Source organism: Streptomyces sp. NRRL B-3229 (assembly GCF_000719505.1).
Lineage (GTDB): Bacteria > Actinomycetota > Actinomycetes > Streptomycetales > Streptomycetaceae > Streptomyces > Streptomyces griseorubiginosus.
Genome location: NZ_JOGP01000001.1, coordinates 244,546 through 268,564, shown reverse-complemented (window position 1 = coordinate 268,564; position 24,019 = coordinate 244,546). Strand labels below are relative to the sequence as shown.

The 24,019-nt window shown below is 72.2% G+C and carries 23 protein-coding genes; 9 read left to right on the top strand and 14 right to left on the bottom strand.

The annotated features are described in order from the left end of the window. Nucleotides 1–24: 24 nt before the first annotated feature. Nucleotides 25–1,176 carry an XdhC family protein gene (locus IF54_RS0101215; RefSeq protein ID WP_030313481.1) on the top strand — a complete coding sequence of 384 codons (1,152 nt, stop codon included), beginning with the start codon at nt 25–27 and terminating at the stop codon, nt 1,174–1,176. On the opposite strand, the gene IF54_RS0101210 is transcribed toward IF54_RS0101215, so the two are convergent. Continuing rightward, on the bottom strand, nt 1,128–2,510 hold the full coding sequence (locus tag IF54_RS0101210) for a lanthionine synthetase LanC family protein (protein WP_030313480.1): 1,383 nt from the start codon (nt 2,508–2,510) through the stop codon (nt 1,128–1,130). The two genes, IF54_RS0101215 and IF54_RS0101210, sit on opposite strands and share 49 nt — an antisense overlap. 27 nt (nt 2,511–2,537) lie before the next feature. Then, nucleotides 2,538–2,969 (bottom strand): SRPBCC family protein, encoded by a 432-nt coding sequence (locus IF54_RS0101205; RefSeq protein ID WP_030313478.1) that lies wholly within the window; start codon nt 2,967–2,969, stop codon nt 2,538–2,540. A 179-nt stretch (nt 2,970–3,148) separates the two neighbouring features. Between IF54_RS0101205 and IF54_RS0101200 the strand changes: the two genes are divergently transcribed. Beyond that, nucleotides 3,149–3,715 carry an HAD-IIIA family hydrolase gene (locus IF54_RS0101200; RefSeq protein WP_030313476.1) on the top strand — a complete coding sequence of 189 codons (567 nt, stop codon included), beginning with the start codon at nt 3,149–3,151 and terminating at the stop codon, nt 3,713–3,715. A 48-nt stretch (nt 3,716–3,763) separates the two neighbouring features. On the opposite strand, the gene IF54_RS0101195 is transcribed toward IF54_RS0101200, so the two are convergent. From IF54_RS0101195 to IF54_RS0101185, 3 genes are all read right to left on the bottom strand, one after another. After that, nucleotides 3,764–4,072 (bottom strand): DUF3040 domain-containing protein, encoded by a 309-nt coding sequence (locus IF54_RS0101195; protein ID WP_030313475.1) that lies wholly within the window; start codon nt 4,070–4,072, stop codon nt 3,764–3,766. Nucleotides 4,073–4,145: 73 nt separating this feature from the next. After that, nucleotides 4,146–4,706, bottom strand: a complete 561-nt coding sequence (locus tag IF54_RS0101190; RefSeq protein ID WP_030313473.1) for a DUF305 domain-containing protein — start codon at nt 4,704–4,706, stop codon at nt 4,146–4,148. Nucleotides 4,707–4,759: 53 nt separating this feature from the next. After that, on the bottom strand, nt 4,760–5,155 hold the full coding sequence (locus tag IF54_RS0101185) for a DUF6153 family protein (RefSeq protein ID WP_030313471.1): 396 nt from the start codon (nt 5,153–5,155) through the stop codon (nt 4,760–4,762). A 356-nt stretch (nt 5,156–5,511) separates the two neighbouring features. Here IF54_RS0101185 and IF54_RS0101180 point away from each other — a divergent pair, with 356 nt between their 5' ends. Further along, the gene (locus IF54_RS0101180) at nt 5,512–6,363 is read left to right on the top strand and encodes an isocitrate lyase/PEP mutase family protein (protein ID WP_030313469.1); all 852 of its coding nucleotides are present in this window, start codon (nt 5,512–5,514) and stop codon (nt 6,361–6,363) included. Here IF54_RS0101180 and IF54_RS0101175 read toward each other — a convergent pair. From IF54_RS0101175 to IF54_RS0101160, 4 genes are all read right to left on the bottom strand, one after another. Then, entirely contained in the window at nt 6,338–6,946 is a 609-nt protein-coding gene (locus tag IF54_RS0101175) for a hypothetical protein (protein WP_030313467.1), read from the bottom strand. The genes IF54_RS0101180 and IF54_RS0101175 overlap by 26 nt on opposite strands. Nucleotides 6,947–7,249: 303 nt before the next feature. Further along, nucleotides 7,250–7,972 carry a DUF1775 domain-containing protein gene (locus IF54_RS0101170; RefSeq protein ID WP_030313465.1) on the bottom strand — a complete coding sequence of 241 codons (723 nt, stop codon included), beginning with the start codon at nt 7,970–7,972 and terminating at the stop codon, nt 7,250–7,252. A 70-nt stretch (nt 7,973–8,042) separates the two neighbouring features. Beyond that, entirely contained in the window at nt 8,043–8,669 is a 627-nt protein-coding gene (locus IF54_RS0101165) for a hypothetical protein (protein WP_037819030.1), read from the bottom strand. A gap of 172 nt (nt 8,670–8,841) precedes the next feature. After that, a complete protein-coding gene (locus IF54_RS0101160) occupies nt 8,842–9,069 on the bottom strand; it encodes a twin-arginine translocase TatA/TatE family subunit (RefSeq protein ID WP_030313461.1) in 228 nt (75 codons plus the stop codon). Nucleotides 9,070–9,415: 346 nt separating this feature from the next. Between IF54_RS0101160 and IF54_RS0101155 the strand changes: the two genes are divergently transcribed. The 5 genes from IF54_RS0101155 (at nt 9,416) to rox (ending at nt 15,827) form a co-directional block, all read left to right on the top strand. Next, nucleotides 9,416–10,735 carry a hemolysin family protein gene (locus IF54_RS0101155; RefSeq protein ID WP_030313459.1) on the top strand — a complete coding sequence of 440 codons (1,320 nt, stop codon included), beginning with the start codon at nt 9,416–9,418 and terminating at the stop codon, nt 10,733–10,735. Next, nucleotides 10,732–11,754, top strand: a complete 1,023-nt coding sequence (locus IF54_RS0101150; RefSeq protein WP_030313457.1) for a hemolysin family protein — start codon at nt 10,732–10,734, stop codon at nt 11,752–11,754. The genes IF54_RS0101155 and IF54_RS0101150 overlap by 4 nt, the downstream gene beginning before the upstream one ends. 153 nt (nt 11,755–11,907) lie before the next feature. Next, entirely contained in the window at nt 11,908–13,230 is a 1,323-nt protein-coding gene (locus IF54_RS0101145) for a hemolysin family protein (protein WP_030313456.1), read from the top strand. Between the two features lie 78 nt (nt 13,231–13,308). Further along, complete coding sequence (locus IF54_RS0101140; RefSeq protein ID WP_030313454.1) at nt 13,309–14,328, top strand: hemolysin family protein; 1,020 nt, start codon at nt 13,309–13,311, stop codon at nt 14,326–14,328. 59 nt (nt 14,329–14,387) lie between these two features. Next, nucleotides 14,388–15,827, top strand: coding sequence for a rifampin monooxygenase (gene rox / locus IF54_RS0101135; protein ID WP_030313453.1), 1,440 nt, complete (start codon nt 14,388–14,390; stop codon nt 15,825–15,827). Nucleotides 15,828–15,848: 21 nt separating this feature from the next. On the opposite strand, the gene IF54_RS0101130 is transcribed toward rox, so the two are convergent. Together IF54_RS0101130 and IF54_RS0101125 are read right to left on the bottom strand one after the other, a co-directional pair. Next, nucleotides 15,849–17,495, bottom strand: a complete 1,647-nt coding sequence (locus IF54_RS0101130) for a purine-cytosine permease family protein (protein WP_030313451.1) — start codon at nt 17,493–17,495, stop codon at nt 15,849–15,851. A gap of 212 nt (nt 17,496–17,707) precedes the next feature. Then, complete coding sequence (locus IF54_RS0101125) at nt 17,708–18,037, bottom strand: helix-turn-helix transcriptional regulator (RefSeq protein WP_030313450.1); 330 nt, start codon at nt 18,035–18,037, stop codon at nt 17,708–17,710. A 130-nt stretch (nt 18,038–18,167) separates the two neighbouring features. On the opposite strand from IF54_RS0101125, the gene IF54_RS0101120 reads away from it, so the two are divergent. Then, complete coding sequence (locus tag IF54_RS0101120; RefSeq protein WP_234438890.1) at nt 18,168–18,941, top strand: ANTAR domain-containing protein; 774 nt, start codon at nt 18,168–18,170, stop codon at nt 18,939–18,941. An 87-nt stretch (nt 18,942–19,028) separates the two neighbouring features. On the opposite strand, the gene meaB is transcribed toward IF54_RS0101120, so the two are convergent. From meaB to IF54_RS0101105, 3 genes are read right to left on the bottom strand one after another with little or no spacing between them, the layout of a single operon-like run. Continuing rightward, nucleotides 19,029–20,012, bottom strand: a complete 984-nt coding sequence (gene meaB / locus IF54_RS0101115) for a methylmalonyl Co-A mutase-associated GTPase MeaB (RefSeq protein ID WP_030313448.1) — start codon at nt 20,010–20,012, stop codon at nt 19,029–19,031. Further along, nucleotides 20,009–22,183, bottom strand: a complete 2,175-nt coding sequence (gene scpA / locus IF54_RS0101110) for a methylmalonyl-CoA mutase (protein ID WP_030313447.1) — start codon at nt 22,181–22,183, stop codon at nt 20,009–20,011. The genes meaB and scpA overlap by 4 nt, the downstream gene beginning before the upstream one ends. After that, the gene (locus tag IF54_RS0101105) at nt 22,183–23,991 is read right to left on the bottom strand and encodes a methylmalonyl-CoA mutase subunit beta (RefSeq protein WP_030313445.1); all 1,809 of its coding nucleotides are present in this window, start codon (nt 23,989–23,991) and stop codon (nt 22,183–22,185) included. The genes scpA and IF54_RS0101105 overlap by 1 nt, the downstream gene beginning before the upstream one ends. Nucleotides 23,992–24,019: the final 28 nt, after the last annotated feature.

The following is a 24,019-nucleotide window of genomic DNA, read 5'->3' as shown; positions in this document are numbered from 1 at the left end:
AACCGCTGTTAAGGAGACCGAGACATGCTGGACATCGCCGAAGAGCTGCACCGGTGGGTCGAGCAGGGACGTGACTTCGCCGTGGCCACCGTGGTGGCCGTCGGCGGCAGCGCGCCCCGCCGGCCGGGCGCCGCCCTCGCGGTGGACGCCGACGGCACGGCGATCGGCTCGGTCTCCGGCGGTTGCGTGGAAGGAGCCGTCTACGAGCTGTGCCAACAGGCGCTCCAGGACGGGGAGTCGGTCCTCGAACGCTTCGGCTACAGCGACGACGACGCCTTCGCGGTCGGCCTGACCTGCGGCGGCGTCATCGACATCCTGGTCACTCCGGTACGGGCGGGCGACCTTGTCCGTACGACGGTCGGGGGCGCCCTCGAAGCCGCCGCGCGCGGCGGGGCAGCGGCTCTGGCGCGGGTTGTCTCGGGCCCGGCGGCCCTGGTCGGCCGGGCCGTGACGGTCCGCCCCGACGGCTCCTGGGACGGCGGTTTCGGCGCCCACCCCGAACTGGACCGCACGGTCGCCGCCGAGGCCCGCGCCTTCCTGGACGCGGGCCGCACCGGCACCCTGGAGATCGGCGCACAGGGATCGCGCTGCGGGGTCCCGCTCACCGTGCTCGTCGAGTCCTCCGTGCCGCCGCCCCGGATGATCGTCTTCGGTGCGATCGACTTCGCGTCGGCGCTGGTGCGGGTCGGGAAGTTCCTGGGCTACCGGGTGACCGTGTGCGACGCCCGGCCGGTCTTCGCCACCGAGACCCGTTTCCCGGAGGCCGACGAGATCGTCGTCGAGTGGCCGCACCGGTACCTGGAGCGCACCGAGGTCGACGCCCGGTCCGTCCTGTGCGTCCTCACCCACGACGCCAAGTTCGACGTACCCCTGCTCCAGCTGGCCCTCACCCTCCCGGTCGCCTACGTCGGAGCCATGGGATCCCGCCGCACCCACCTGGACCGCAACGAACGCCTCCGCCAAGTCGGCGTCACCGAGATGGAGTTGGCGCGTCTGCGGTCACCCATCGGACTGGACCTCGGCGCCCGCACCCCGGAGGAGACAGCCCTGTCGATCGCCGCCGAGATCGTCGCGGCCCGGCGCGGCGGCAGCGGGGTCTCCCTCACCGGGGCGCACACCCCGATCCATCACGACGTGACGGCGGACCCGCCCCGCCGGATCGGGTCCGTGGCCTGAACGGACACCGGCGGCTGGTCCGGCCACGCGAACGCGTACCCCGGCTCACCGCCCCGGCTCAGCCGGGCGAAGCGCAGCAGCTCACGCACGATGCCCGCGCTGCCCTGCGCCCAGCCGGTGCGGGGCTCCAACTCGCTCGGGGTGGAACGGTGTTCGACGTTGGACCAGCGGGCGCCGTCGCCGTCCCGGACCGCGCGGGCGACGAGGTCGGCGACCAGGACCTGTGCGAAGTCCTCCGCCCGCCGCCCCTCGGCGATCCGGTCCGAGGCCAGAGCCAGGACGCTCGCCGTACCGCAGCAGCGGCCCTGGTTGTCCCAGAACCCGGGACGCAGCCGGCGCGGGAGCCCCGAGTGCGTGACGGTGTGCCAGCAGCGGTCGGCGAGGGCGTCCCAGGCCGGACCCCCGTCCGCCCCGCCGCCCGAGCCGCCATTCGTGTCCCTGCCTGTCTCCCTGCCCGTGTCTCTGCCCCTGCCCGCGTCTCTGCCCGAGTCGCGCAGCAGCCGGAAGATCTGGGCGTCACCGGCCGGTCCGTGGCACCAGCCGTAGCTGATCGGCTCGATCAGGTCCGGGAGGAACTGCGGGGTGGAGTGCCGGACCAGGAAGCCGTCCGGACCGGCCTGGTCGCGGGCCACGACGTCCGCGACCCCGGCCAGCGCCGAATCCACGAGGTCCGCCCGGCCGGTCGCGTACCCGATCCGGGCCAGGGCGTAGGCGATGCCGAGGGTGCCGTGGGACATGTGGTGCAGACGCGCCTCGGTGCCCGGCCGGTGCGGCCAGGTGACACCCCACTCCGTCCGCTCCGCCGCCCGGAGATAGGGCTCCACCGCGAGGACCGCGAACTCGGGGTCGCCGACCGCCAGTGCCGTCAGACCGATCCCGCCGTTGCCGCCCATCAGCTCGAACAGCTCGCCCCAGCGTTCTCCGTCGAAGCCCGACCGTACGAGAGTCATCGCCCGGTCGGCCGCCGCGCCGCAGGCGGTGTCGCCGAGTTCCTCGTGCAGGGTGTGCAGCATCAGCGCGACGCCCGCCCGGCCGAAGTACAGGGAGTTGTCGTCGAGGCCGTCGACGGCGGTTGCCAGACCTTGGCCCGCGCGAAGGGCGAGTTCGGCCCAGGAGTCGTCGCCGAAGTGCCGCCAGGCCTCCAGGAGTACGGTGACGATCCCGGCCGTGCCGTCGTACAGGGACGGGTTGGGCTCCTTCGCCGAAGGCGCGGACGGCCAGACGAGTCCGCCGTCCGCCGTCTCGCGCGCGGCCCCCACTAGCCAGCGGAGTCCGTCCACCGCGAGCGCCTCGACCTCGTCGGTCCGTACCGTCGTACCGTCAACTTCCGTCATGCCGACCACTGTTGCACGGCCCACCGATCACGTTCCGCGCAGCAGCCGGTTCAAGGCGCTTCCGAAGACCGACCGGGCCGCCGTGCCCAGCAGCAGGCCGGGGAGGAGGCGGACCTCCAGCTCCTCGCGCCAGATCACGCGGGCCCGGCCGCCGGGGCCGGGGTGCACCTCCAGTTCGGCCCAGCCCTTCACCACCCGGCCGCGCTTCTCCAACCGGCACAGACCGGAGACGCCCTCCGTCGGGGGGCGCCAGACCATGACCTCCATGGGGTCGTCGAAGGCGAGCGGGCCGACCCCGGAACGGGCGACCACCAGCGTGCCCTCGGTCGTCGGACCGGGCGGCACGACGGTGACGCGCGTCAGGGGGACGACCTCGCCGTGGCGGGGCCACTCGGTGAGGCGGCGCCACGCCTCCTCCTGGGAGAGCGGGGCGGTGCGTTCGAGAAGGAAGGTGACCACGCGCCGATCTTAGGTAATCGGGCCTGCTCAGCGGGGATTTCACGCAGGGTTCGTCACCACCGTGATCCACGGCCCGTACTGCCTCCGGCGGACCCGGTGGATCACCGGCCCCGCATGGACCGCCCCCGTGTGGTTACCCGTCAGGAAAGGAGTGACGCGAGAGCCAGGAGGTGGCGCGCATGACGCGCGTGCGTACGGTCCTGTTCGACCGCGACAGCTTTCTCGTCGAGGACGCCCTCGACCCGGACCAGGTGCGCCCGGCACCCGGAGCCCGTGAGGCGCTCGACCTGCTGCGGCTGTACGACGTCCGCACCGGGTTCGTCGCCGTACGGCCCGGCGACGGGCGCCTCAGCGACGCCGGCGTACGGGCCCTCAACCGCCGCGTCGACGAACTCCTCGGCCCCTTCGACATCTGGGGCGTGTGCCCGCACGGTCCCGACGACGGCTGCCACTGCCGTCCGCCCGAACCGGGCCTGATCCTCTGGGCGGCGGGCCGGGTGTGCACCGCGCCGGGCGACTGCGCGGTGGTCGGCACCGCGGCGGACGCCGAGGCCGCCGCCCGGGTGGGCGCCCACGGGATCCTCGTACCGGACGAGCGGACCCGCCCGGAGGAGACGGCACGGGCCGAGCACGTGGCGCCGGACCTCCTGACCGCCGTACGGGCCCTGCTCGGCGGGCCGCCGCGGGGACGGGTCCTGGTGGACGAACGGCCGATCGAGTCGGCGTTCGAGCCCGGGGAGGGCTGACCGTCCCGGCAGGGCGGGGACGCTCAGCGTTCCCGACAGGGGGGACGGTCAGCGTTCCGTCCAGCGGCACAGCAGCCGGAAGGACGCGAACAGGGTCAGCGGCCACAGGGCCGCGAACGTCCAGATGACCGCGGGCTGCGAGGTGACGATCCCCAGCACCATCAGCGTGATCGACGCCGTCAGCAGCAGCCCCACTGTGAGCACATGCGGACGGTAGTGGGTGACCCGGGAGAGGTCGGGACACCGGCGCATCCGATGGGAGCGCATCCGGCGCTCCAGACGGCGGTCGCGGCGCAACGCGCGCTCCACCTCGTCCAATATGCGCTGTTCGTGATCGGGGAGTCGCCCTGTCGCCACTGTCGCTCCTCGCGGATCCGGAGAGTCCTTCTCCGGGTGCCCGGAGAAGGACTCGTTATCCGTGAGGTGTGGGTCACTCTGCGTTGAGGAGCTTCTTCATCTCGGCGATCTCGGCGTTCTGCGCGGTGACGATGTCACCGGCCATGGCCGTGGCGTCCTTGTAGTCGCCCTTGGCCTTCTCGGTGGTGGCCATCTTCACGGCGCCCTCGTGGTGTTCGACCATCATGGTCAGGAACATGGTGTCGAACTCCTTGCCGGAGGACTTCTCCAGCTTGCCCATGTCGGCGTCGTCCATCATCCCGGCCATGCCGGAGTGCGCGGAGTGGTCCATGCCGGACATCGCCCCGGGGACCTTCTCGTCCCAGGACTTCAGCCAGCCGGTCATGGTCGTGATCTCCGGCCCCTGGGCCTTCTCGATCCGACCGGCGAGGTCCTTGACCTCGGGGGAGGAGGCCCGGCCGGAGGCGAGTTCCGCCATCTCCACGGCCTGCTGGTGGTGCGGGATCATGCCCTGGGCGAATGAGACGTCCTGGGCGTTGTGGGACGGGGCGCTACCGCTGTCGGCATCGTTCCCGCAGGCCGCGAGGGTGAACACGGCGCTCACGGACACGGCGATCAGTCGGGTGGTACGCATGCTGGAACTCCATTGCTGCTGAAGGGATCTGGACGCGTCGGAGCACGCGGTCTCTAGATCCGCAGCAGCTGGAGTTCCGAGAGGGACGGCGGAGCGCGGGCCCCGTCCTGGGACGCGAACCCGTCCGGGCAGGGCTCGTCGGAGCCTACGACGGTGAAGGCGGGGTCCGGCGCGAGCGCGGGCAGCACCGGCCCACCGCTCACTGCGCCGGACGCGCAGGTCGCGTCGGCGTGATGGAGGTGTCCGGAGCCGCAGCCGTCGTGACAGGCCTGGTCGAGGCTGACACCGGCGGCGACGGTCGCTGAGGGCGCGGGGCGCATGGCCTCGTGGCTGTGGAGCCCACCCCCGGGAGACAGCCCGTGCATGCCCAACAGCCCTGTGAGCAGCCCGAGCAGGAGCAGCGCCCGCCAGAGGGGCGGTCGCGAGCGGAGCTGCGTGGGGCTGGGCATCGGGCACATCCTAGAGGGCGGCGCCTGGACGCACCGGGGAGGGGCCCGGAGAACTGTGTGACCAGCCGCAACGGCGGCGACCGCACGGGCCTCTGGGCCGCACAGGCTTCCAGACCTCACCGGCCTCCAGGCCGTACCGGCCTCCAGACCTCACCGGCCTCCAGAACGTACCGGCCCCCCAGACCTCATCTCCCTCGCGGCCGGCGAAGTCGCCCTCGCGCCTTGACTCGCCCTCGCCGCAAAGGTGTTGCCGCTCTCGCGACCCGGCCCGGCGGAGGTCATGACATGCGCCCGTGGCCCCCGCCGCGTACCTTCGCCCTGAGCCCGTCGAGGGGCGACGGGCCGGGAAGGACCGCGTGGACACCGACCGCCGAGCCAAGGCGCAGCGCTTCGCCGACCTGCACCGGGAGGGCTGTTTCCTGCTCCCCAACGCGTGGGACGTGGGCAGCGCCCGGATCCTGGAGGCGGCCGGGTTCCCGGCCGTGGCGACGACCAGCGCGGGCGTCGCGTTCTCCCTCGGGCGGCCCGACCACGACTTCTTCGCCGAACAGCCGCCCGAGGACCGCGTCGACCGCGCCACCATGCTGGGCCGCGTCCGGGAGATCGCCGAAGGACTGCACGTCCCGGTGAGCGCCGACCTGGAGGACGGATACGGCGAGTCCCCCGAGACCGTGGCCGAGACCGTCGAGCTGACCCTCGCCTCGGGGGCCGCGGGCGGCAACATCGAGGACTTCACCGGCGACCGGGCCCGGCCCCTCTACGAGGAGAAGCTCGCCGTCGACCGCGTCCGCGCCGCCCGCGAGACCCTCATGGCCCACGGCGAGCCCTTCGTCCTGGTCGGCCGCACCGATGTGCTCCTGGTCGGCGGCCCGCTCGACGAGGCCGTACGCCGTGCCAACTCCTACCTGGAGGCGGGCGCCGACTGCGCCTTCGTCCCGGGCGCCGCGGACGCCGAGACCATCGGCGCCCTGGTCCGCGGGATCGACGGCCCGCTCAACGTGGTCATGGGGCTGACCGGCAACGCGCTGTCCCTGGACGACCTGCGCGACCTCGGTGTCCGGCGGGTCACGGTCGGCGGCAGCATCGCCCGCGCGATGTACCGAGGGCTGATCGACGCCGCACGGGAGCTGGCCGACCACGGCACCTTCTCCTACGCCGCCGACCAGCTCTCCCAGACGGAGCTCAACGACCTGTTCCGGCAGGGCTAGACGACGGCACCACGCAGCTGGGTGCCTCCGGGGCGTCCTGCGCGTGCCGGGTCAGCGCGCACACGGTCCGCAGCCCGACCTTCCACCGACCGTCCTGGAGTACGGCCGCCCCCGGGCCGCCGGTGTCGAGCCGGCGGTCGCCCAGGCGGAGGTCGTAGGCCACCTCGGCATGCACGTCGGAGGTGTACGACACGGAGGTGACCTTCGCGCGCAGCCTGCCGCCGGACGGGTCGCGGAAGAGGTTGTCGATCATCAGGGAGTTCTCGTCACCGTCCTCGACCACGGCACTGCGCTGTTCCGGCGAGGACCCGGGATCGAAGAGGACTCCCCAGGCCTTCCGGACGTCCTGTTCGGCCTGCTCGGGATCGGCGGGCGCGGTGGGTGTGGGCGAGACGGACGCCGCTGGCGAGGTCCCGGCCGAGGTCTTGCCGGGTGACCCGGTGGCGGAGGACCGGGCCGTCCGGGAGGGGCCCCCGCCCGCGCCACCGTCCTGGTCGTCACAGGCTCCGGTGAGGACGAGGACGGCGACGCCGAGCGCCACCGCCCAGGCCCCGTGCCGTGCGGGGGAGTTCGCGCGGATCATGGCTCTCCATCTCCGGGTACGCCGTGTGCCTGGCCTACCCCGCGGCGAGGCTTTCATCCAGAACACACGGGAAACCACCGGGACGGGGGCGGGGAGGTGAGCCCTTGGACGCGGCGCGGTGGTACCGGGCTCGGCCTCCGGGCGTGGCGGGGCAGTCCCGTGTTCCGCCTTTGGGGGCAGCGTGGCACCCCACACCCCGGCCCCCGGACACAGCGTGGCACCCCACACCCCGGCCACGGACGCAGTCTGGCAACGACGTCACCCGCCCCCGGACGGGGCGCGGCGTCCCCGGCACGCGTTCGTCTACTCCTCCGCGCCGCCCCGACGCCGTACCGCGAGGACCACCGCGGCTGCCGCCACGAGGATGCCCGCGCCGATGCCGGTCCAGGCGGCCGCGGACAGCCCACTGGCGGAGTCCTCGGCGGTGTCGGCTGCCTGCGCGGAGACGGTAGGGAGCGTTTCGCCGGCTGCCGGAGTCGGGTCCGCGTCGGTCGGGGCCGCCGAGGCCGGGTTCTCGGTGGCACTCGCGGACGCGATCGGCTTCGCGCCCGGTGCCGCCGCCTTCAGCGCGAGCGTCGGCGCGGGGTTCTCGCCGTTCTCGTCCAGTTCGATCCAGCGGTCCACATGCCCGTCGCCGTAGGTCTGGAGGGTCTTGAAGGCCACTTCCTTGGCGTCGGGCAACTGCCGTACGACCACGGAGTACTCCGCGCTCACACCGGTCTTCAGCTCCTTGCCTCCGACGGTGTAGCCGTCCTTGTCCGCGGTGAACTTCCAGCCCGCCGGGCCCTTGTCGTAGGTGACGTCGGCGGGGGTGATGCCCTCGGGCAGGACCACGCGCACCTCCTTGATGCCGGAGCTGTCGGACTCGGCCTCGGCGTGGAAGGTGACGGTGACGTTCTCGGCGAGGGCCTGGGCCTTGTCGGCCTCGACCTCGGTGTGGGCGGCGGCCGGAACGGCGGTCAGCGCGACGGCGGCCACGGAGGTGGCGACGGCAACGGACAGTCGGGGCAGGGTGATTCGGGACATACGGGACTCCAGGCAGGGGGGTACGGCGGGGTGGCCCTCCGGCACGGGCCGGATCGGCGTCCCCGAGGGGTCAGTGGGCGAGAGCTGCGCTCGTCGCCGGAGGACCCCGCCGCACCACCGCGTGCGCCAGCAACGGCTTTACGGTGAGCGGTCGTTGGTCGTACGTCGGCACGACGGCCGGCGCGGTCGGCGGCCCTGGTGTCACGGGCCGGGCGAGCAGCAGCCGGGCGGCCGTGAGCCGGGCCCGGACCCCGTCGATCGCCGCCGTCACCCCGCGCGCCAGCGACCAGCAGACCGCGTCCGCGCGGTGCAGCAGGACCGCGACCGCCGTGGCGGCCAGTGCGTGGGCCGCTGTCATGGCGAGGGAGCCGTGGAGCTGTTCGTGCCAGGCGGGCCGGGCCCCATGCGGATGTCCACCGGAGTGCTGGGCGGCCGCGGTGAGCGTCAGCCACAGGTGCAGCCCCGACTGGCCCGCGACACTGCACGCCACGACGGTCGCGAGGCTGCGGGGCCGCTGGACCCCGATGAGCCCCACCGCGAACAGCACGGCTGTCGCGGCGGCGCCACGCGTCCAGGGCACCGGTCCCTCGGCGAGCAGATGGTGGGCGCTCACCCCGAGGACCGTGCCGACGACGGCGAACACCGCGGCCCGCAGAACGGGCAGCGGCGCGCGGGTCGTCGTGACGGATCGGTGCATGGCCCGCTCATCATGAGCCATCCGGGGCCCGCCTGGCAGCCGGGTCGGTGAAAGATCGGCACTGCCGGCTCCGCCCGGCAGCCGGGTCGGCCGAAGGTCGGTACTCCCGTCGCCGTACGGCTGCCTCGTCGGCGGAAGGTCCGCGCCCCCGGTGCCGTACGGCAGCCATTGATCAGGCGGTGTCGGGCCCCTGCGGTCGCGGTCCCGTCGGGCTGCCGGGCTCGACGACCTCGCCCTGGATCACCTGCGGCGCCGGCTGCGGATCCCGCGCCGCGCGGGCCTCCGCCTTCAGGATCCGCGTCGACCTGCCCGCCGAACGGACCAGCTCGGGGCCCTTCTTGACGGCGATGACCGCTATGACGACGATCAGGATGATCGCGAGCTCGCTCAGTCCGAACATGGGGAAGGCCTCCGTCAGAGGTGGACACCGACGCCGGACGAGACGCCCGCCGGACCGGCAGCGTACCCCGCGCCCCCCACCGGGTGTCCCTACCATGGACCGCCCGTGACGTGCGCGGCAGCACCGTCATGGTCTGCCTTCCTTCCCGCTTGCCGTGGACCTGAGACCTCACCTTCTACAAGTGCGTAGAAAAATTCCCGGTCTCCCCCTGCCAAGGCGCTTTGCCTGTCCTTTACCATTGGGTGAACGACGTCCCGACCCGAAGGAGCCACGGACCCGCAATGGGTGAGCCTCCCAGTACCAGCCGAGCCGCGTCCCACCCGTACCAGGGGAGGCATGAGGCCCGGTGACCGAGATCCTGCTGCTCCTGCTGGCCCTCCTGCTGACGCTGGCCTGTGCCGTGTTCGTCGCCGCCGAGTTCTCCCTGACCACCGTCGAGCGCGGTGACCTGGAGCGGGCCGCCGAAGCCGGTGAACGCGGCGCCGAGGGCGCCCTGAAGGCGGTCCGGCGGCTGACCTTCCAGCTCTCCGGCGCCCAGCTCGGCATCACCGTCACCTCTCTGGTGATCGGCATGCTCGCCGAACCCTCCCTGGCCGTGCTGCTCAGGGGCCCGCTCGCCGGCCTCGGCCTGGGTGGGGCCACCGCACCGGTGGCGACCGCGCTGGGCGTGGCCCTGTCGACCGTGGTGCTGATGGTGGTCGGCGAGCTGGTGCCCAAGAACTGGGCCATCTCCCGCCCGCTGGCCGTCGCCAAGGTGGTCGCCGGGCCGCAGAGCGCCTTCACCACGGTCTTCGGCCCCTTCATCCGGCACCTCAACAACACCGCCAACGCCGTCGTACGACGCTTCGGCCTGGAGCCCGCCGAGGAGCTGGCCTCCGCCCGCAGCCCCGAGGAACTGGTCGCGCTCGCCGAGCACTCCGCCGCCGAGGGTGCCCTGGAGGCCGACTCCGCCGAACTGTTCGTGCGCACCCTGCACCTGGGCGAGCTGACCGCCGAGAACGTCATGACCCCGCGCGTCGACGTCAAGGCCCTCGAAGCCCACGCGACCGCCGCCGACGCGGCGAACCTCACCCACGCCACCGGCCTGTCCCGCTTCCCGGTCTACCGCGACAGCCTGGACGAGGTGATCGGCACCGTCCACATCCGCGACGTGCTCGCCCTGGAGCCCGGCAAGCGAGCCGTCACCCCGGTCACCGAGCTGGCCACCGCGCCCCTGCTGGTCCCGGACAGCCTCACCGCCGACCGGCTCCTTCAGCGGCTGCGGGCCACCCGCACCATGGCCGTCGTCATCGACGAGTACGGCGGCACCGCCGGAGTGGCGACCGTCGAGGACATCGTCGAGGAGGTCGTAGGCGAGGTCCGCGACGAACACGACCCCGTCGAGATGCCCGACCTGCGGCCCGCCGGCACCGGGGCCTGGGAGGCGGAGGGCTCCGTCCGCGTCGACCGGCTCGCCGGGATAGGCCTCACGGCGCCCGAGGGGCCGTACGAGACCGTGGCCGGACTGGTCGCCACCCGCCTCGCCCGCATCCCCGCCAAGGGCGACGACCTCGACCTGGACGGCTGGCGTCTGGAGGTCCTCGACGTCGACCACCACCGCGCCGGCCTGATCCGCATCACCGCACCCGCGCGGGTGCCGGTCACGGCGGGGGAGGAGTCCCGATGACCACCGTCCAACTGCTCGTCGGCGCCCTCACCCTGCTGACCAACGCGTTCTTCGTGGGCGGCGAGTTCGCCCTGATCTCCGTGCGCCGCAGCCAGATCGAGCCACGCGCGCGTGACGGCGACAAGCGGGCCCGGATGACCCTGTGGGGCCTCGAACACCTCTCCGCGATGATGGCCACCGCCCAGCTGGGCATCACCGTCTCCTCGCTGGTGCTGGGCGCGGTCGCCGAACCGGCCATCGCGCACCTGCTGGAGCCCGGCTTCGAGGCCGCCCACGTCCCGCACGGACTGGTGCACCCGATCGCCTTCGTGATCGCGCTGTCGCTGGCCACCTATCTGCACATGCTGATCGGCGAGATGGTCCCCAAGAACATCGCCCTCGCCGCCCCCGTGCCGACCGCGTTGCTCCTCGGACCGCCCCTGGTGGCCCTCACCCGGGCGCTCAGGCCCTTCGTGTTCGGCATCAACACCTTCGCCAACGCCCTGCTGAAGCTGCTGCGCGTCGAACCGAAGGACGAGGTCGAGTCGGTGTTCACCGACGACCAGCTCGCCCGCATGGTCGTCGAGTCCGGCGAGGCCGGGCTGCTCTCGCCGACCGACGGCGAACGGCTGCGGGACGCGCTGGAGCTCGGCACCCGCCCGGTCGGCGAGATCCTCGTCCCGGTCCCCAAGATGCGCACCGTCGACGCCTCGGTCACCCCGGCCCGCCTGGAGCGCATGGCCGCCGACGCGGGGTACTCCCGCTTCCCGGTCACCGGCCCGGACGGCACCCTGCTGGGCTATCTGCACATCAAGGACACCCTCGGCGTCACCGACCGCGACCGGCCCTTCCCGCGCTCCGCCCTGCACCCGGTCACCCGGGTCCGCATCGACACCCCGCTCGACGACACCCTCACCGCGCTGCGCGCCGACGGCAGCCATCTCGCGGCGGTGACGGGACAGACGGGGGCCGTCCTCGGGTTCGTGACCATGGAGGACGTCCTGTCCGAGCTGGTCGGCCCGGCGCCGGCCGCCGTGTGACGCCGTCCGATCGCCGGGCGGTCCCCCCGCCCGGCTGGTAGACCTGGGAACGCCGCTTTCGTCCCGGTCGTTCCTCCGACGCACCCCCTACTGAAGGAGCAAGCCCGTGTCCGCCCCACCGACGGACTCCCGCCCGACGCGATCGACCCGCCGTTGAGTACCGCCAGTGCCCTCCTCGGCCTGCTCGCCGTCTTCCTGCTGACCGCCGGCACCGGCTACTTCGTCGCGCAGGAGTTCGCGTACGTCTCCGCGGACCGGCTCGCCCTCTCCCGCCAGGCGGAGGCCGGCGACCGCAGGGCCGCCCGCGCGCTGACGGTGCTGGAGCGGCTGTCGTTCATGCTGTCCGGTGCCCAGCTGGGCATCACCGTCACCGGACTCGTCGTCGGCTTCATCGCCGAACCGTCGGTCTCGGCGCTGCTCAAGCCCGTCCTGACCGGCATGGGCATCCCCGAGGGCGCCGTCGGCGGCATCTCCGTCGTGCTGGCCTTCGTGCTCGCCACCGTCGTCCAGATGGTCCTCGGTGAACTCGCCCCGAAGAACCTCGCCATCGCCGTCCCCGAGCGGCTCGCCAAGGCCCTCGCGCCCTCCACGCTCGGCTACCTCAAGGTCGTCGGCCCGCTGGTGCACGTCTTCGACGGCGCCGCCAACCGCCTGCTCCGCCGGGCCGGCATCGAACCCGTCGAGGAACTCCACCACGGCGCCACCCTGGAGGAGCTCGGCCACCTCATCGGCGAGTCCCACGAGCAGGGCGAGCTGCCCCGGGACACCGCGGAACTCCTCGACCACGCCCTGGAGTTCTCCGAGCGCACCCTCGACGAGGTGATGGTGCCGCGCGTCGACACCGTCTTCGTCCGCGGGGACGCCACCGCCGCCGAGGCGGTCGGCCTGATCGCCGAGCGCGGCCACTCCACCTACCCGGTCCTCGGTGACCACCCCGACGACGTCCCCGGCGTCCTCGGCGTGCGCGAGCTGATGCGCCTGCCGGCCGCCGACTTCGCCCGGGCCACCGCGGGCTCCCTGGCCCGCAAGCCCCTCCTGCTGCCCGACACGCTGCCGTTGCCGGAGGCGGTCGCGCAGATGCGGGAGCGGGACGACGAGTTCGCGGTCGTCCTCGACGAACACGGCGGCGTCGCCGGCATCGTCACCTACGAGGACATCGCGGAGGAACTCGTCGGCGACATCGCGGACGAGACCGACACCGTCACCGAACCCGCGGTGCCCGACGGCGGGGGCTGGCTGGTCGACGCGGGCCGCCGCCTCGACGAGATCGCCGACGCCACCGGGATCGAGCTGCCCGGGGACGAGGACTACGACACCGTCGCCGGGCTGGTCGTCGACCGCCTGGGCCGTTTCCCGGCCATCGGTGACCGGGTCACCGTCGACCTGCTCGACGGAGCCCGCGCGGTGATCGACGTACGCGCCCTGGACCGGCATGTGCCGGAGCGGGTCCGCATCGAGAGGGTGGGCGAGGCATGAACTTCCCGACGGCACTCTTCGTCAGGACCGGTGAGGCATGAGCTCCACGACGGCACTCCTCGTCAGGACGGGTGAGGCATGAGTTTCCCCATGGCGCTCTTCGTCACCGTCCTGCTGCTGATCGGCAGCGGGTTCTTCGTCGCCGCCGAGTTCGCGTTGGTCGCCGCCAAGCGGCACCGCATGGAGAAGGCCGTGGTCGAGGGCCGACGGGGTGCGAAGGCGGCACTGGCAGGGATGCGCGAGCTGTCCCTGATGCTGGCCGGCGCCCAACTCGGCATCACCGTGTGCACCCTGGGCCTCGGTTCGGTCTCCAAGCCCGCGATCTCCCACGAACTCGACCCGCTGCTGCACGACCTGGGTCTGCCCACGGCTCTGAGCTACGGGGTGGCCTTCGTGTTCGCCATGGTCGTCGTGGTGTTCCTGCACATGGTGGTCGGCGAGATGGCCCCCAAGTCCTGGGCCATCGCCCACCCCGAGCGCTCCGCGATGCTGCTCTCGCCGCCCTTCCGGGCCCTCGTCAAGGCGGTCCGACCGCTGATCTCGGTGCTCAACACCCTGAGCAACGCACTGGTACGGCTGTGCCGGGTCACCCCGCGCGACGAGCTCGCCGCGGTGCACAACCGTGAGCAACTCACCCATCTGGTCGAGGAGTCGGAGCGGCTCGGACTCATCAGCGAGAGCGACTCGGAGCTGCTCACCCGCTCGCTCACCGAGCCCGAGACCCCGGTCGGCGAGCTCCGGATCCCGGCAGCGGACATCACCTCGGTGCCCGGCACCGCCGACCTCGACACCGTCCTGCGCACGGCCGCCGACCACGACCGCACGCGCATGCTGGTCCGCGAGGACGACCGGGTCCTCGGTTCCCTGCACGCCCGGGACGCCCTGGTCGCCCGCGCCCAGGGCCGCACCGCCACCGCCCGGGCCCTGGCCCGGCCGGTCCCGGAACTGACCGAGGACACCAAGGTGGCCGACGCGATCGACCTGCTGCGCCGCAACCGCGCGTCCCTGGCCGTCGTACGGGACGACTCCGGCACCCTCACGGGCATGGTCACGCTGGACGACCTGCTGGCGCGCTATCTCCAGCCGCAGGGGGTGTGACCCGGGCCCGAGCGGTCACGCAGGAGAAGAACGCACATCGCTGAGAAACGGGGGAATCGGTGTTCGACGTGATCATTGCCGGAGGCGGGCCCACCGGGCTGATGCTCGCCGCCGAACTGCGGTTGCACGGCGTGCGGGTGGCCGTGCTGGAGAAGGAGCGGGAGCCCTTCCCGTACATCCGCGCGCTCGGCCTGCACGTGCGCAGTGTCGAGGTGCTGGACCAGCGGGGCCTGCTGGAGCGGTTCCTCGCACACGGCAAGCAGTCCCGGGCGGGCAACTTCTTCGCGGGCGTCACCAGGGGCTGGCCCGCCCGGCTGGACACCGCGCACGCCTACACGCTCGCCATCCCGCAGACCGTGACCGACCGCCTCCTGGCCGAACACGCCGTGGCGGCCGGTGCCGAGATCAGGCGGGGCGCCGAACTGGTCGGGCTGAGCCAGGACGAGCGCGGCGTGGACGCCGAACTGGCCGACGGCACCCGGCTGCGGGGGCGGTACCTCGTCGGCTGCGACGGCGGCCGCAGCACCGTGCGCAAACTGCTCGGGGTCGGCTTCCCCGGTGAACCGGCCACGCGGGAGGCGCTGTTGGGCGAGATGGAGGTCGACGCCGATCCGCAGACGGTGACCGCCGTGATGACCGAGATCCGCGAGCGGGAGAAGTGGTTCGGCCTCGGACCCGTCGGGGACGGCGTGTACCGGGTCGTGGTGCCCGCCGGGGAGGTGAGCGGGGACCGGACGGTCACGCCGACCCTCGACGACTTCAGGCGACGGCTCCGGGCGGTCGCCGGCACCGACTTCGGCGTCCACTCGCCGCGCTGGCTGTCCCGCTTCGGCGACGCGGCACGGCAGGCCGACCGGTATCGGGTGGGCCGGGTGCTGCTGGCGGGAGACGCGGCGCACGTCCACGCGCCGGTGGGCGGCCAGGGCCTCAACCTCGGCATCCAGGACGCCTTCAACCTCGGCTGGAAACTGGCCGCGGAGGTGGCCGGCCGGGCTCCCGCGGGACTGCTGGACAGCTACCACGCCGAGCGGCACCCGGTCGCCGCCGACGTCCTGGACATGGTCCGCGCCCAGTCCCTGCTGATGTCCCCGGAGCCCGGACCGCGGTCGGTGGGCAGGCTGCTGGCGCGGCTCACGGAGTTCGAGGACGTGAACCGGTACCTGGTCGAGAGGATCACGGGAGTCGGGATCCGCTACGACCTCGGCCCGGGCCCCGAGCCGCTCGGCCGGCGCCTGCGGGATCTCGCGCTGGAGCGCGGCCGCCTGTACGAACGGATGCACGGCGGCCGCGGACTGCTGCTCGACCGGACCGGCCGGCTCTCACCGGCGGGCTGGTCGGACCGGGTCGACCACGTCGTCGACCCCGGTGCCGAACTGGACGCGCCCGCGGTGCTGCTGCGGCCGGACGGCCATGTGGCGTGGGTGGGCGAGGACCAGGGTGAGCTGCCGGAGCACCTTGCCCGGTGGTTCGGGGCGCCTGCGCTCACGGGTATGGCGTGACCTGACCTCTGCCGCAGACCGTCAAGCTGTCGCCGGCAGGACGTGGTCGCCCGCCTTGTCCGTGCTGAGGCACAGCGAGCACACCACGGCGTCGTGGGTGGCGCAGGCGGCCAGGTCGGGGCGCTCGTAGGGCTGGCGGCAGACATGGCAGTCGAGGGTGACCGCGCTCGGGTTGCCGTTGGCGTCCAGCAGGGGCTCGTCGATGCCGTCGCCGGTGCGGCGCAGGTAGTACCTGCCCTTGGTGACGATCGCCATCAGCGGGGTGAGGACGAAGGCGATGACGGCGGCGGCGACCGGGGAGTACGGCTGGAGGGTGTCGCCCAGGGCGTGGAAGTACATCGCGATCGACAGGCCGGACGCGGCGACGAAGGCGACCACGCCCACCGGGTTGACGGCGTGGAGCATGCCGCGGCGGAACTCCGGCTGGAGCGGGGAGAGCTTCAGCAGGTACTTGTTGATGCCGATGTCGGTGGCGACGGTGACGACCCAGGCGATCGCGCAGTTCGAGTAGAAGCCCAGGATGTCGTTGAGGAAGCTGAACATGTCCGCTTCCATGAGGGCGAGCGCGAAGCCCAGGTTGACCAGGACGAAGACCATGCGTCCGGGATAGGTCCTGGTGACCCGGGTGAAGGAGTTCGTCCAGGCGAGCGAGCCGGAGTAGGCGTTCGTCACGTTGATCTTGATCTGGCTGATCACGACGAGGGCCACGGCCAGCGGGAGGACCAGCCAGGACGGCATCATCGCGTCGAAGGCGCCCTTGAACTGCTGGATCGGTTCGGGAGCGACGTCGGGGCCGACCTTGGCGAGGATGTACACGGCGAGGAAGACACCGATGGCCTGCTTCAGCGCGCCGAGCACCACCCAGCCGGGACCCGCCATGAGGACGGCCGTCCACCAGGTGCGCTTGTTCGCCTCGGTCTTGGGCGGCATGAAGCGCAGGTAGTCGATCTGCTCACCGATCTGCGCGATGAGGGACAGGCACACGCCCGCGCCGAGCAGCACGGAGGCCGTGTTGACGCCGCCGTCGCCGTCCGTGCCGGCGTAGGCGAGGAAGCGGTCGACGGTGCCGGGGTCGGTGACGATCAGATAGACCAGCGGGCCGACCATCAGCAGCAGCCAGATCGGAGTCGTCCACACCTGGAGCTTGCTGAGCGCCTTCATGCCGTAGATGACCAGCGGGATCACCATCAGCGTGGAGACGAGATAGCCGAGCCACAGCGGCAGCCCGAGGCCGAGCTTCAGCCCCTGGGCCATGATCGAGCCTTCGAGGGCGAAGAAGATGAAGGTGAAGCTGGCGAAGATGACGCTCGTCAGCACCGAGCCGTAGTAGCCGAAGCCGGAGCCGCGGGTGATCAGGTCGAGGTCGATGTTGTAGCGGGCGCCGTAGTAGGCGAGGGGGAGACCGGTGACGAAGATGACCACGGCGGCGACCGCGATCGCCACGAGCGCGTTGCCGGTGCCGTGGGCCAGGCCGATGCCGGCGCCGATGGAGAAGTCGGCCATGTAGGCGATGCCGCCGAGGGCGGTGGTGGCCACGACCATGGGGGTCCAGCGGCGGTAGCTGCGGGGCGCGAAGCGGAGGGTGTAGTCCTCCAGGGTCTCCCTGACCGCCTGGTCTGCGACTGTCGTGGGTTCTGCCGTTGCCGACCGTGATTCAGTGGTGCTCATGTCACGCCTCCCGATGGGGTGTGCGGGGGGTGGGGATGCGTGGGGACCCGTTCGGCGTCATCGGCGGCACGGGGGAGCCCGAGGGCCGTCATGAGCGGGCTGGCAGGGCTGTTGGCGGTTGGGTGCACGGCTCCGGTCCCACGGCCGGTCACGTTACGTAGCGGCTGTTAACACCGGCGCCGGGCTGTCATGAACGCGCCGTTTCTGGAACCTCACCGGGCCTCGGGGGCGGTGGAGCGGGTCGCCTCGTCCTGGACGAGCAGGGAGAGCAGGGAGGCCACGGTCAGGCCCGCCTCGGCGGGATGGCGCAGCACCTGGCCCGCCTCGATGCGGTAGGTGTTGGTGCGGCCCTCTCGGACGTGCGAGAGGTATCCGTCCTGCTCCAGATCGGAAATGATCTTCTGTACGGCACGTTCGGTGAGCCGGCAGTACGCGGCGATGTCGCGGATGCGGGCGTTGTGGTTGTCGGCGATCGCGGCCAGTACGCGCGCGTGGTTGGTGACGAACGTCCATCCGGTGTGTGGCTCGGGCACTCCATGCATGGCTCAACTCTAGCGACCTGTTATTCACGCATCCAAAAACCTGAACTAAATTTCATGTATTAGTTGACGTATGTGGGTCGACGCAGCGAATCTGGTGAGCAAGGCAGCGGAGCACATGAGGGAGAGGGTCATGCCGGAACCTGCGCACTCGGCGCAGCCCCTCACCGCGACGGACGTCCGTCCCCCGTGTCTGGCCTCCATCGAGGCGGTGACGGCCGGCGACCGGGTGACCGTCGTCTGCCGCGGCGAGCTGGACGTCGGCGCCGAACGGCTCCAGCCGCAGCTGTACGACCTTCTGGCGACCTCGTCCATGGGGGTGGACCTGGACCTGGCGGGCGTGGGTTTCTGCGACTGCGCCGGGCTGAACGTCCTGCTGGACCTGCGCCAGGAGGCCCTGGACCAGGGCAAGACGGTCACCATCGCCTCGTGCGGCCCGGCCCTCGGGCGTCTGCTCGACCTGACCGGCGCGCGGGAACTGTTCAGGGCGGAGAGGGTGGAGGGGGCGGAGAGCCGTCCCGAGGCTCCGGACCCCGTGCCCGCCGCCCCGGAGTCAGACGTGGACGTGGACGAGGAGTTGCGTCTCGAGGTCACCCAGCTGCGCCGGGCGATGCGGACCCGGCCGTCCATCGACGTGGCCCGCGGCATCGTGATGGCCTCCTTCGGGCTGAGCTCCGAGGACGCGTGGACGGTGCTCGTCACCGTCTCCCAGAACACCAACACCAAGCTGCACCACCTCGCGGAGAGCCTGATGGGCGCGGTCCACGGGGAACCGGTCCCGGAGGACGTACGGCAGCAGATGGCGCGGGCGGTCGCCAGGGTGCGGGAGACCCCGTCGACGCCGTTCGCCGAGCCGGGAGAGCGAGCCGGCGGACCGGCCCTGGGTGCCGACGCCGGAGCCGCATGACCGGGGCCGGCGCGCAGGGGGGCTGGGGGTGCGCGTCGTCCGTACGGCGCAGCGAGCCGTCGTACGGAGCTACGAGCCGCCCCGGGGTCAGTCCGAGGTCGTGCCGAACGCCCCCAGGATGCGTTCGGCGGCCAGCGTCGCCGTCAACTCGCCGTTCCTGACCTGCTGTTCGAGGTCGGGTGCGAGGGCGCGGACGGCCGGGTCGGCGTGCAGCCGGCCGAGGAGTTCGTCGCGGACCATCGACCAGGTCCAGTCCACCTGCTGGTCGCGGCGCTTGGCGGCGAGCCGGCCCGTGGAGTCGAGCAGGGTGCGGTGCTGTTCGAGGCGTTCCCACACGGTGTCCAGGCCCGTCGACTCCCGGGCGCTGCAACTCAGCACCGGGGGCGTCCAGGCCGCGTCCTTGCCGTGCATCAGACGCAGCGCACCCGCCAACTCCCGTGCCGCCGCCTGCGCGTCACGCTGGTGCGGGCCGTCCGCCTTGTTCACGGCGATCACGTCGGCCAGCTCCAGGACGCCCTTCTTGATGCCCTGCAACTGGTCGCCGGTGCGGGCCAGCGTGAGCAGCAGGAAGGAGTCCACCATGTTGGCGACGGCGGTCTCCGACTGCCCGACGCCGACCGTCTCGACGAGGACGACGTCGTAGCCCGCCGCCTCCATCACCACGATCGACTCCCGGGTGGCCTTCGCGACCCCGCCGAGCGTGCCCGCGGTGGGGGAGGGCCGTACGAAGGCGGCCGGGTCGACGGCCAGGCGCTCCATCCGGGTCTTGTCGCCGAGGATGGAGCCGCCCGTACGGCTGGAGGACGGGTCCACGGCGAGCACGGCCACCCGGTGCCCCAGCGAGGTCAGCATCGTGCCGAACGCGTCGATGAACGTCGACTTGCCCACGCCCGGCACACCACTGACGCCGATCCGCCGGGCCCGGCCGCTGTGCGGGAGCAGCGCGGTGAGCAACTCCTGCGCCAGCACCCGGTGCTGGGGCCGGGTGGACTCGACGAGCGTGATCGCGCGGGCGATCAGCGCGCGCTTGCCGTCGAGGACGCCCTTCACATAGGTGTCGACATCGATCACAGCTCGTGCCCGAGGTCGGCCGAGAGCCGCTGGACGAGGTCGTACGCCGCGTCCGGGATCACCGTCCCGGGCGGGAAGACGGCCGCCGCGCCCATCTCCAGCAGTGTGGGCACGTCCTGCGGCGGGATCACCCCGCCGACCACGATCATGATGTCCTCCCGGCCCTCCTCGGCCAGCGCCTCCTTCAGCGCCGGTACGAGGGTGAGGTGCCCGGCCGCGAGCGACGAGACGCCGACGATGTGCACGTCCGCCTCCACGGCCTGCCGGGCCACCTCGCCCGGGGTCTGGAACAGCGGGCCGACGTCGACGTCGAAGCCGAGGTCGGCGAAGGCGGTGGCGATCACCTTCTGGCCGCGGTCGTGCCCGTCCTGGCCCATCTTCGCCACCAGGATGCGCGGCCGCCGGCCCTCGGCCTCCTCGAAGGTGTCCACCAGGGCGCGGGTGCGGTCCACGGACGGCGACTCCCCTGCTTCGTTGCGGTACACGCCGGAGATCGTACGGATCTGGCTCGCGTGCCGGCCGTAGACCTTCTCCAGGGCGTCGGAGATCTCGCCGACGGTGGCCTTCGCGCGGGCCGCGTGCACGGCCAGCTCCAGCAGGTTGCCCTCGCCGTCCGCGGCCCGGGTCAGCGCGTCGAGGGCGTCCCGGCAGGCGGTCTCGTCCCGCTCCGCGCGCAGCCGCCGCAGCTTCTCGATCTGCTGGGCGCGCACGGAGGAGTTGTCGACCTTCAGGACCTCGATCGCCTCGTCGGTCTCGACGCGGTACTTGTTGACGCCGATGACGGGCTGGCGGCCGGAGTCGATCCGGGCCTGGGTGCGGGCCGCCGCCTCCTCGATGCGCAGCTTGGGGATGCCGGCGTCGATCGCCTTCGCCATGCCGCCCGCCGCCTCCACCTCCTGGATGTGCTGCCAGGCCTTGCGGGCGAGGTCGTAGGTCAGCTTCTCCACGTAGGCGCTGCCGCCCCACGGGTCGATGACCCGGGTGGTGCCGGACTCCTGCTGGATCAGCAGCTGGGTGTTGCGGGCGATGCGCGCCGAGAAGTCGGTGGGCAGCGCCAGTGCCTCGTCGAGGGCGTTGGTGTGCAGCGACTGGGTGTGGCCCTGGGTCGCCGCCATCGCCTCGACACAGGTGCGGGTGACGTTGTTGAACACGTCCTGCGCGGTCAACGACCAGCCCGAGGTCTGCGAATGGGTGCGCAGCGAAAGGGACTTGGGGTTCTTCGGGTCGAACTGCCTGACCAGCTTCGCCCACAGCAGGCGCGCCGCCCGCAGCTTGGCGATCTCCATGAAGAAGTTCATGCCGATCGCCCAGAAGAACGACAGCCGGGGTGCGAACGCGTCCACGTCCAGGCCGACTTCACGTCCCGCGCGGATGTACTCGACACCGTCCGCCAGGGTGTACGCCAGCTCCAGGTCGGCCGTCGCGCCCGCCTCCTGGATGTGATAGCCGGAGATGGAGATGGAGTTGTAGCGCGGCATCCGCTGCGAGGTGAACGCGAAGATGTCGGAGATGATCCGCATCGACGGCTTCGGCGGGTAGATGTAGGTGTTGCGGACCATGAACTCCTTGAGGATGTCGTTCTGGATGGTCCCGGCCAACTTCTCGGGCGGCACGCCCTGTTCCTCCGCCGCCACGATGTACAGCGCCAGTACCGGCAGCACGGCGCCGTTCATCGTCATCGACACGGACATCCTGTCGAGGGGGATCCCGTCGAACAGCTGCCGCATGTCGTAGATCGAGTCGATCGCCACGCCCGCCATGCCGACGTCACCGGTCACCCGGGGGTGGTCGCTGTCGTAACCGCGGTGCGTGGGCAGGTCGAAGGCGACCGACAGGCCCTTCTGCCCGGCCGCGAGGTTGCGCCGGTAGAAGGCGTTGGACTCCTCGGCGGTGGAGAAACCCGCGTACTGGCGGATCGTCCAGGGCTGGTTGACGTACATCGTCGGGTACGGCCCGCGCAGATACGGCGCCACACCGGGGTACGTCTCCAGGAAGTCCAGGCCCTCCAGGTCACGGCCGGTGTAGAGCGGCTTGACCTCGATGCCCTCCGGGGTCTCCCAGACGGGCTCGGCCTCCTGCGTGGCGTTCTTGACGGCCGTACGCCACTCGTCGGCGCCGCCGTCGGCGGCCGGGGTCCCCAGGTCGATCCCGGTGAAGTCGGGGATTCCCATCAGGACACTCCCATGCGGTCGAGGGTGGCGGTGAGCACGGCTACGGCGTCGCAGCCCGCGAAGACATAGGAGTCCACGCCGGAGTACTGCCCCGGGCGTCCGGCGAGGAACACATGCCGTGCGCCCGCCGACTTGAGGGCCTGCGAGGTCTTCTCGGCCTGCTCCTCGTACAGCGCGTCGCTGGAGCACAGACAGGCCTCGGTGGCGCCGCTCTCCTCGAAGGTGCCCTCGGTGACGGGCTCGACCCCGCCGGCCTGGAAGAGGTTGGCGGCGAAGGTCAGCCGGGCGGTGTGGGCGGCGGCGGGGCCCAGCGCGGCCAGGAAGACCCGGGGGCGGGCCCCGGTCGCCGCGAGATGGGCGTCGGAGCGGGCGCGCAGCTCCTCGAACGCCTCGTCGCGCCGGACGCGCGGGAGACCCCCGGACGGCTGCTCAGGGGCGGGCACCCGCTCGACCGGTTTCTCCGACAGGAACGGGAACTCGCTGACACCGGTGATGGGTTCGCGGCGGGTCGCGAGCCGCTTGGAGCGCTGCGCCCACGTCGTCGCCAGGTCCGTGCGGAGCCGGCCGGAGCGCAGGACGGCCGCCTGGCCGCCGTCGCGCTCGATCGTCCGGAAGAACGCCCAGGCGGACTCGGCGAGTTCGTCGGTCAGCCGCTCCACGTACCAGGAACCGCCCGCCGGGTCGATCACCCGGGACAGGTGCGACTCCTCGACCAGGATCGTCGAGGTGTTGCGGGCGATACGGCGGGCGAACGCGTCCGGCAGGCCCAGCGCGTGGTCGAAGGGCAGCACGGTGACGGACTCGGCGCCGCCGACCCCCGCGGCCAGCGTGGCGATCGTCGCGCGCAGCATGTTCACCCACGGGTCCCGGCGGGTCATCATCACCGGCGACACCACGGCGTGCTGCGCCTGCGCGCCCGCGGCGGGCACCCCGCACACCTCGGCGACCCGCGCCCACAGCCGGCGTGCCGCGCGCAGCTTGGCGATGGTCAGGAACTGGTCGGCCGTCGCCGCGTACCGGAACTCCAACTGCGCGCAGGCCTGTTCGGCACTCAGCCCGGCCTCGGTCAGCGCCCGCAGATAGGCGACACCGGTGGCGATCGACGCGCCCAGCTCCTGCGCCGCCGAACCGCCCGCCTCGTGGTACGGCAGCGCGTCCACGGTCAGCGCCCGCAGCCCCGGGTACTCCTCGGCGCACCTGCGCGCCAGCGGGACGACCGGGGCGAAGCCCAACTCCTCGCCGGTACGGGCCTCGTGACCCAGCGGGTCGGCACCCAGGCTGCCGCGCGCGGACTCGCCCGGAATGCCGCGCTCGCCGTAGAGCCGCAGCAACTCCTCGGCAGCTTCGGCGAATTGGCGGCCCGCGTCGAGGGCGACCGGCGCGAGGTCCAGATAGACGCCGTCGAGGACCTGGCCCAGCGACGCGACCGGAATGCCCCCGTCGCCGACGGCGAGCCACAGCGAGGTGACGCCGTTCTCCAGGTCCGCGAGCACCGCGCTGTTGTCGGCGACCGCGTGCCGCTGCCGTACGTCCCAGCCGCCCGAGGTGTTCCCCTCGGGCCGTGCACCCCGTACGAAGGGGGCGAAGCCGGGGAAGCCGGGCTCGGGTGCGGTGTCGTGCGCGGTGTACAGGGGCCGGGTGCGCAACCCGTCCTCCAGCGCGGTGGACAGGGCGTCCTCCGCTGCCGCGCCGGAGACATCCCTGCCCGACTTGCGCAGGACACCAGCCACCAGGCCGTGCCACTGTTCAAGGTTCGCGTCAGGGAACTCGGCGGCCAGCGAGAGCCCGTCGTCAGGCAGGACCGTCATGCTCGGATGCTAGGCCAGACCCCCGAAG

Bases quoted from the DNA above. Each gene is read 5' to 3' on its own strand.
- IF54_RS0101215 (WP_030313481.1), top strand. From the start codon at position 25: ATGCTGGACATCGCCGAAGAGCTGCACCGGTGGGTCGAGCAGGGACGT.
- IF54_RS0101150 (WP_030313457.1), top strand. From the start codon at position 10,732: ATGACCACCGTCCAACTGCTCGTCGGCGCCCTCACCCTGCTGACCAAC.
- IF54_RS0101185 (WP_030313471.1), bottom strand. From the start codon at position 5,155: ATGCCCAGCCCCACGCAGCTCCGCTCGCGACCGCCCCTCTGGCGGGCG.
- IF54_RS0101170 (WP_030313465.1), bottom strand. From the start codon at position 7,972: ATGTCCCGAATCACCCTGCCCCGACTGTCCGTTGCCGTCGCCACCTCC.
- IF54_RS0101200 (WP_030313476.1), top strand. From the start codon at position 3,149: ATGACGCGCGTGCGTACGGTCCTGTTCGACCGCGACAGCTTTCTCGTC.
- IF54_RS0101130 (WP_030313451.1), bottom strand. From the start codon at position 17,495: ATGAGCACCACTGAATCACGGTCGGCAACGGCAGAACCCACGACAGTC.
- IF54_RS0101165 (WP_037819030.1), bottom strand. From the start codon at position 8,669: ATGCACCGATCCGTCACGACGACCCGCGCGCCGCTGCCCGTTCTGCGG.
- IF54_RS0101125 (WP_030313450.1), bottom strand. From the start codon at position 18,037: ATGCATGGAGTGCCCGAGCCACACACCGGATGGACGTTCGTCACCAAC.
- IF54_RS0101190 (WP_030313473.1), bottom strand. From the start codon at position 4,706: ATGCGTACCACCCGACTGATCGCCGTGTCCGTGAGCGCCGTGTTCACC.
- IF54_RS0101105 (WP_030313445.1), bottom strand. From the start codon at position 23,991: ATGACGGTCCTGCCTGACGACGGGCTCTCGCTGGCCGCCGAGTTCCCT.
- scpA (WP_030313447.1), bottom strand. From the start codon at position 22,183: ATGGGAATCCCCGACTTCACCGGGATCGACCTGGGGACCCCGGCCGCC.
- IF54_RS0101175 (WP_030313467.1), bottom strand. From the start codon at position 6,946: ATGATCCGCGCGAACTCCCCCGCACGGCACGGGGCCTGGGCGGTGGCG.
- IF54_RS0101120 (WP_234438890.1), top strand. From the start codon at position 18,168: ATGCCGGAACCTGCGCACTCGGCGCAGCCCCTCACCGCGACGGACGTC.
- IF54_RS0101160 (WP_030313461.1), bottom strand. From the start codon at position 9,069: ATGTTCGGACTGAGCGAGCTCGCGATCATCCTGATCGTCGTCATAGCG.
- IF54_RS0101140 (WP_030313454.1), top strand. From the start codon at position 13,309: ATGAGTTTCCCCATGGCGCTCTTCGTCACCGTCCTGCTGCTGATCGGC.
- IF54_RS0101210 (WP_030313480.1), bottom strand. From the start codon at position 2,510: ATGACGGAAGTTGACGGTACGACGGTACGGACCGACGAGGTCGAGGCG.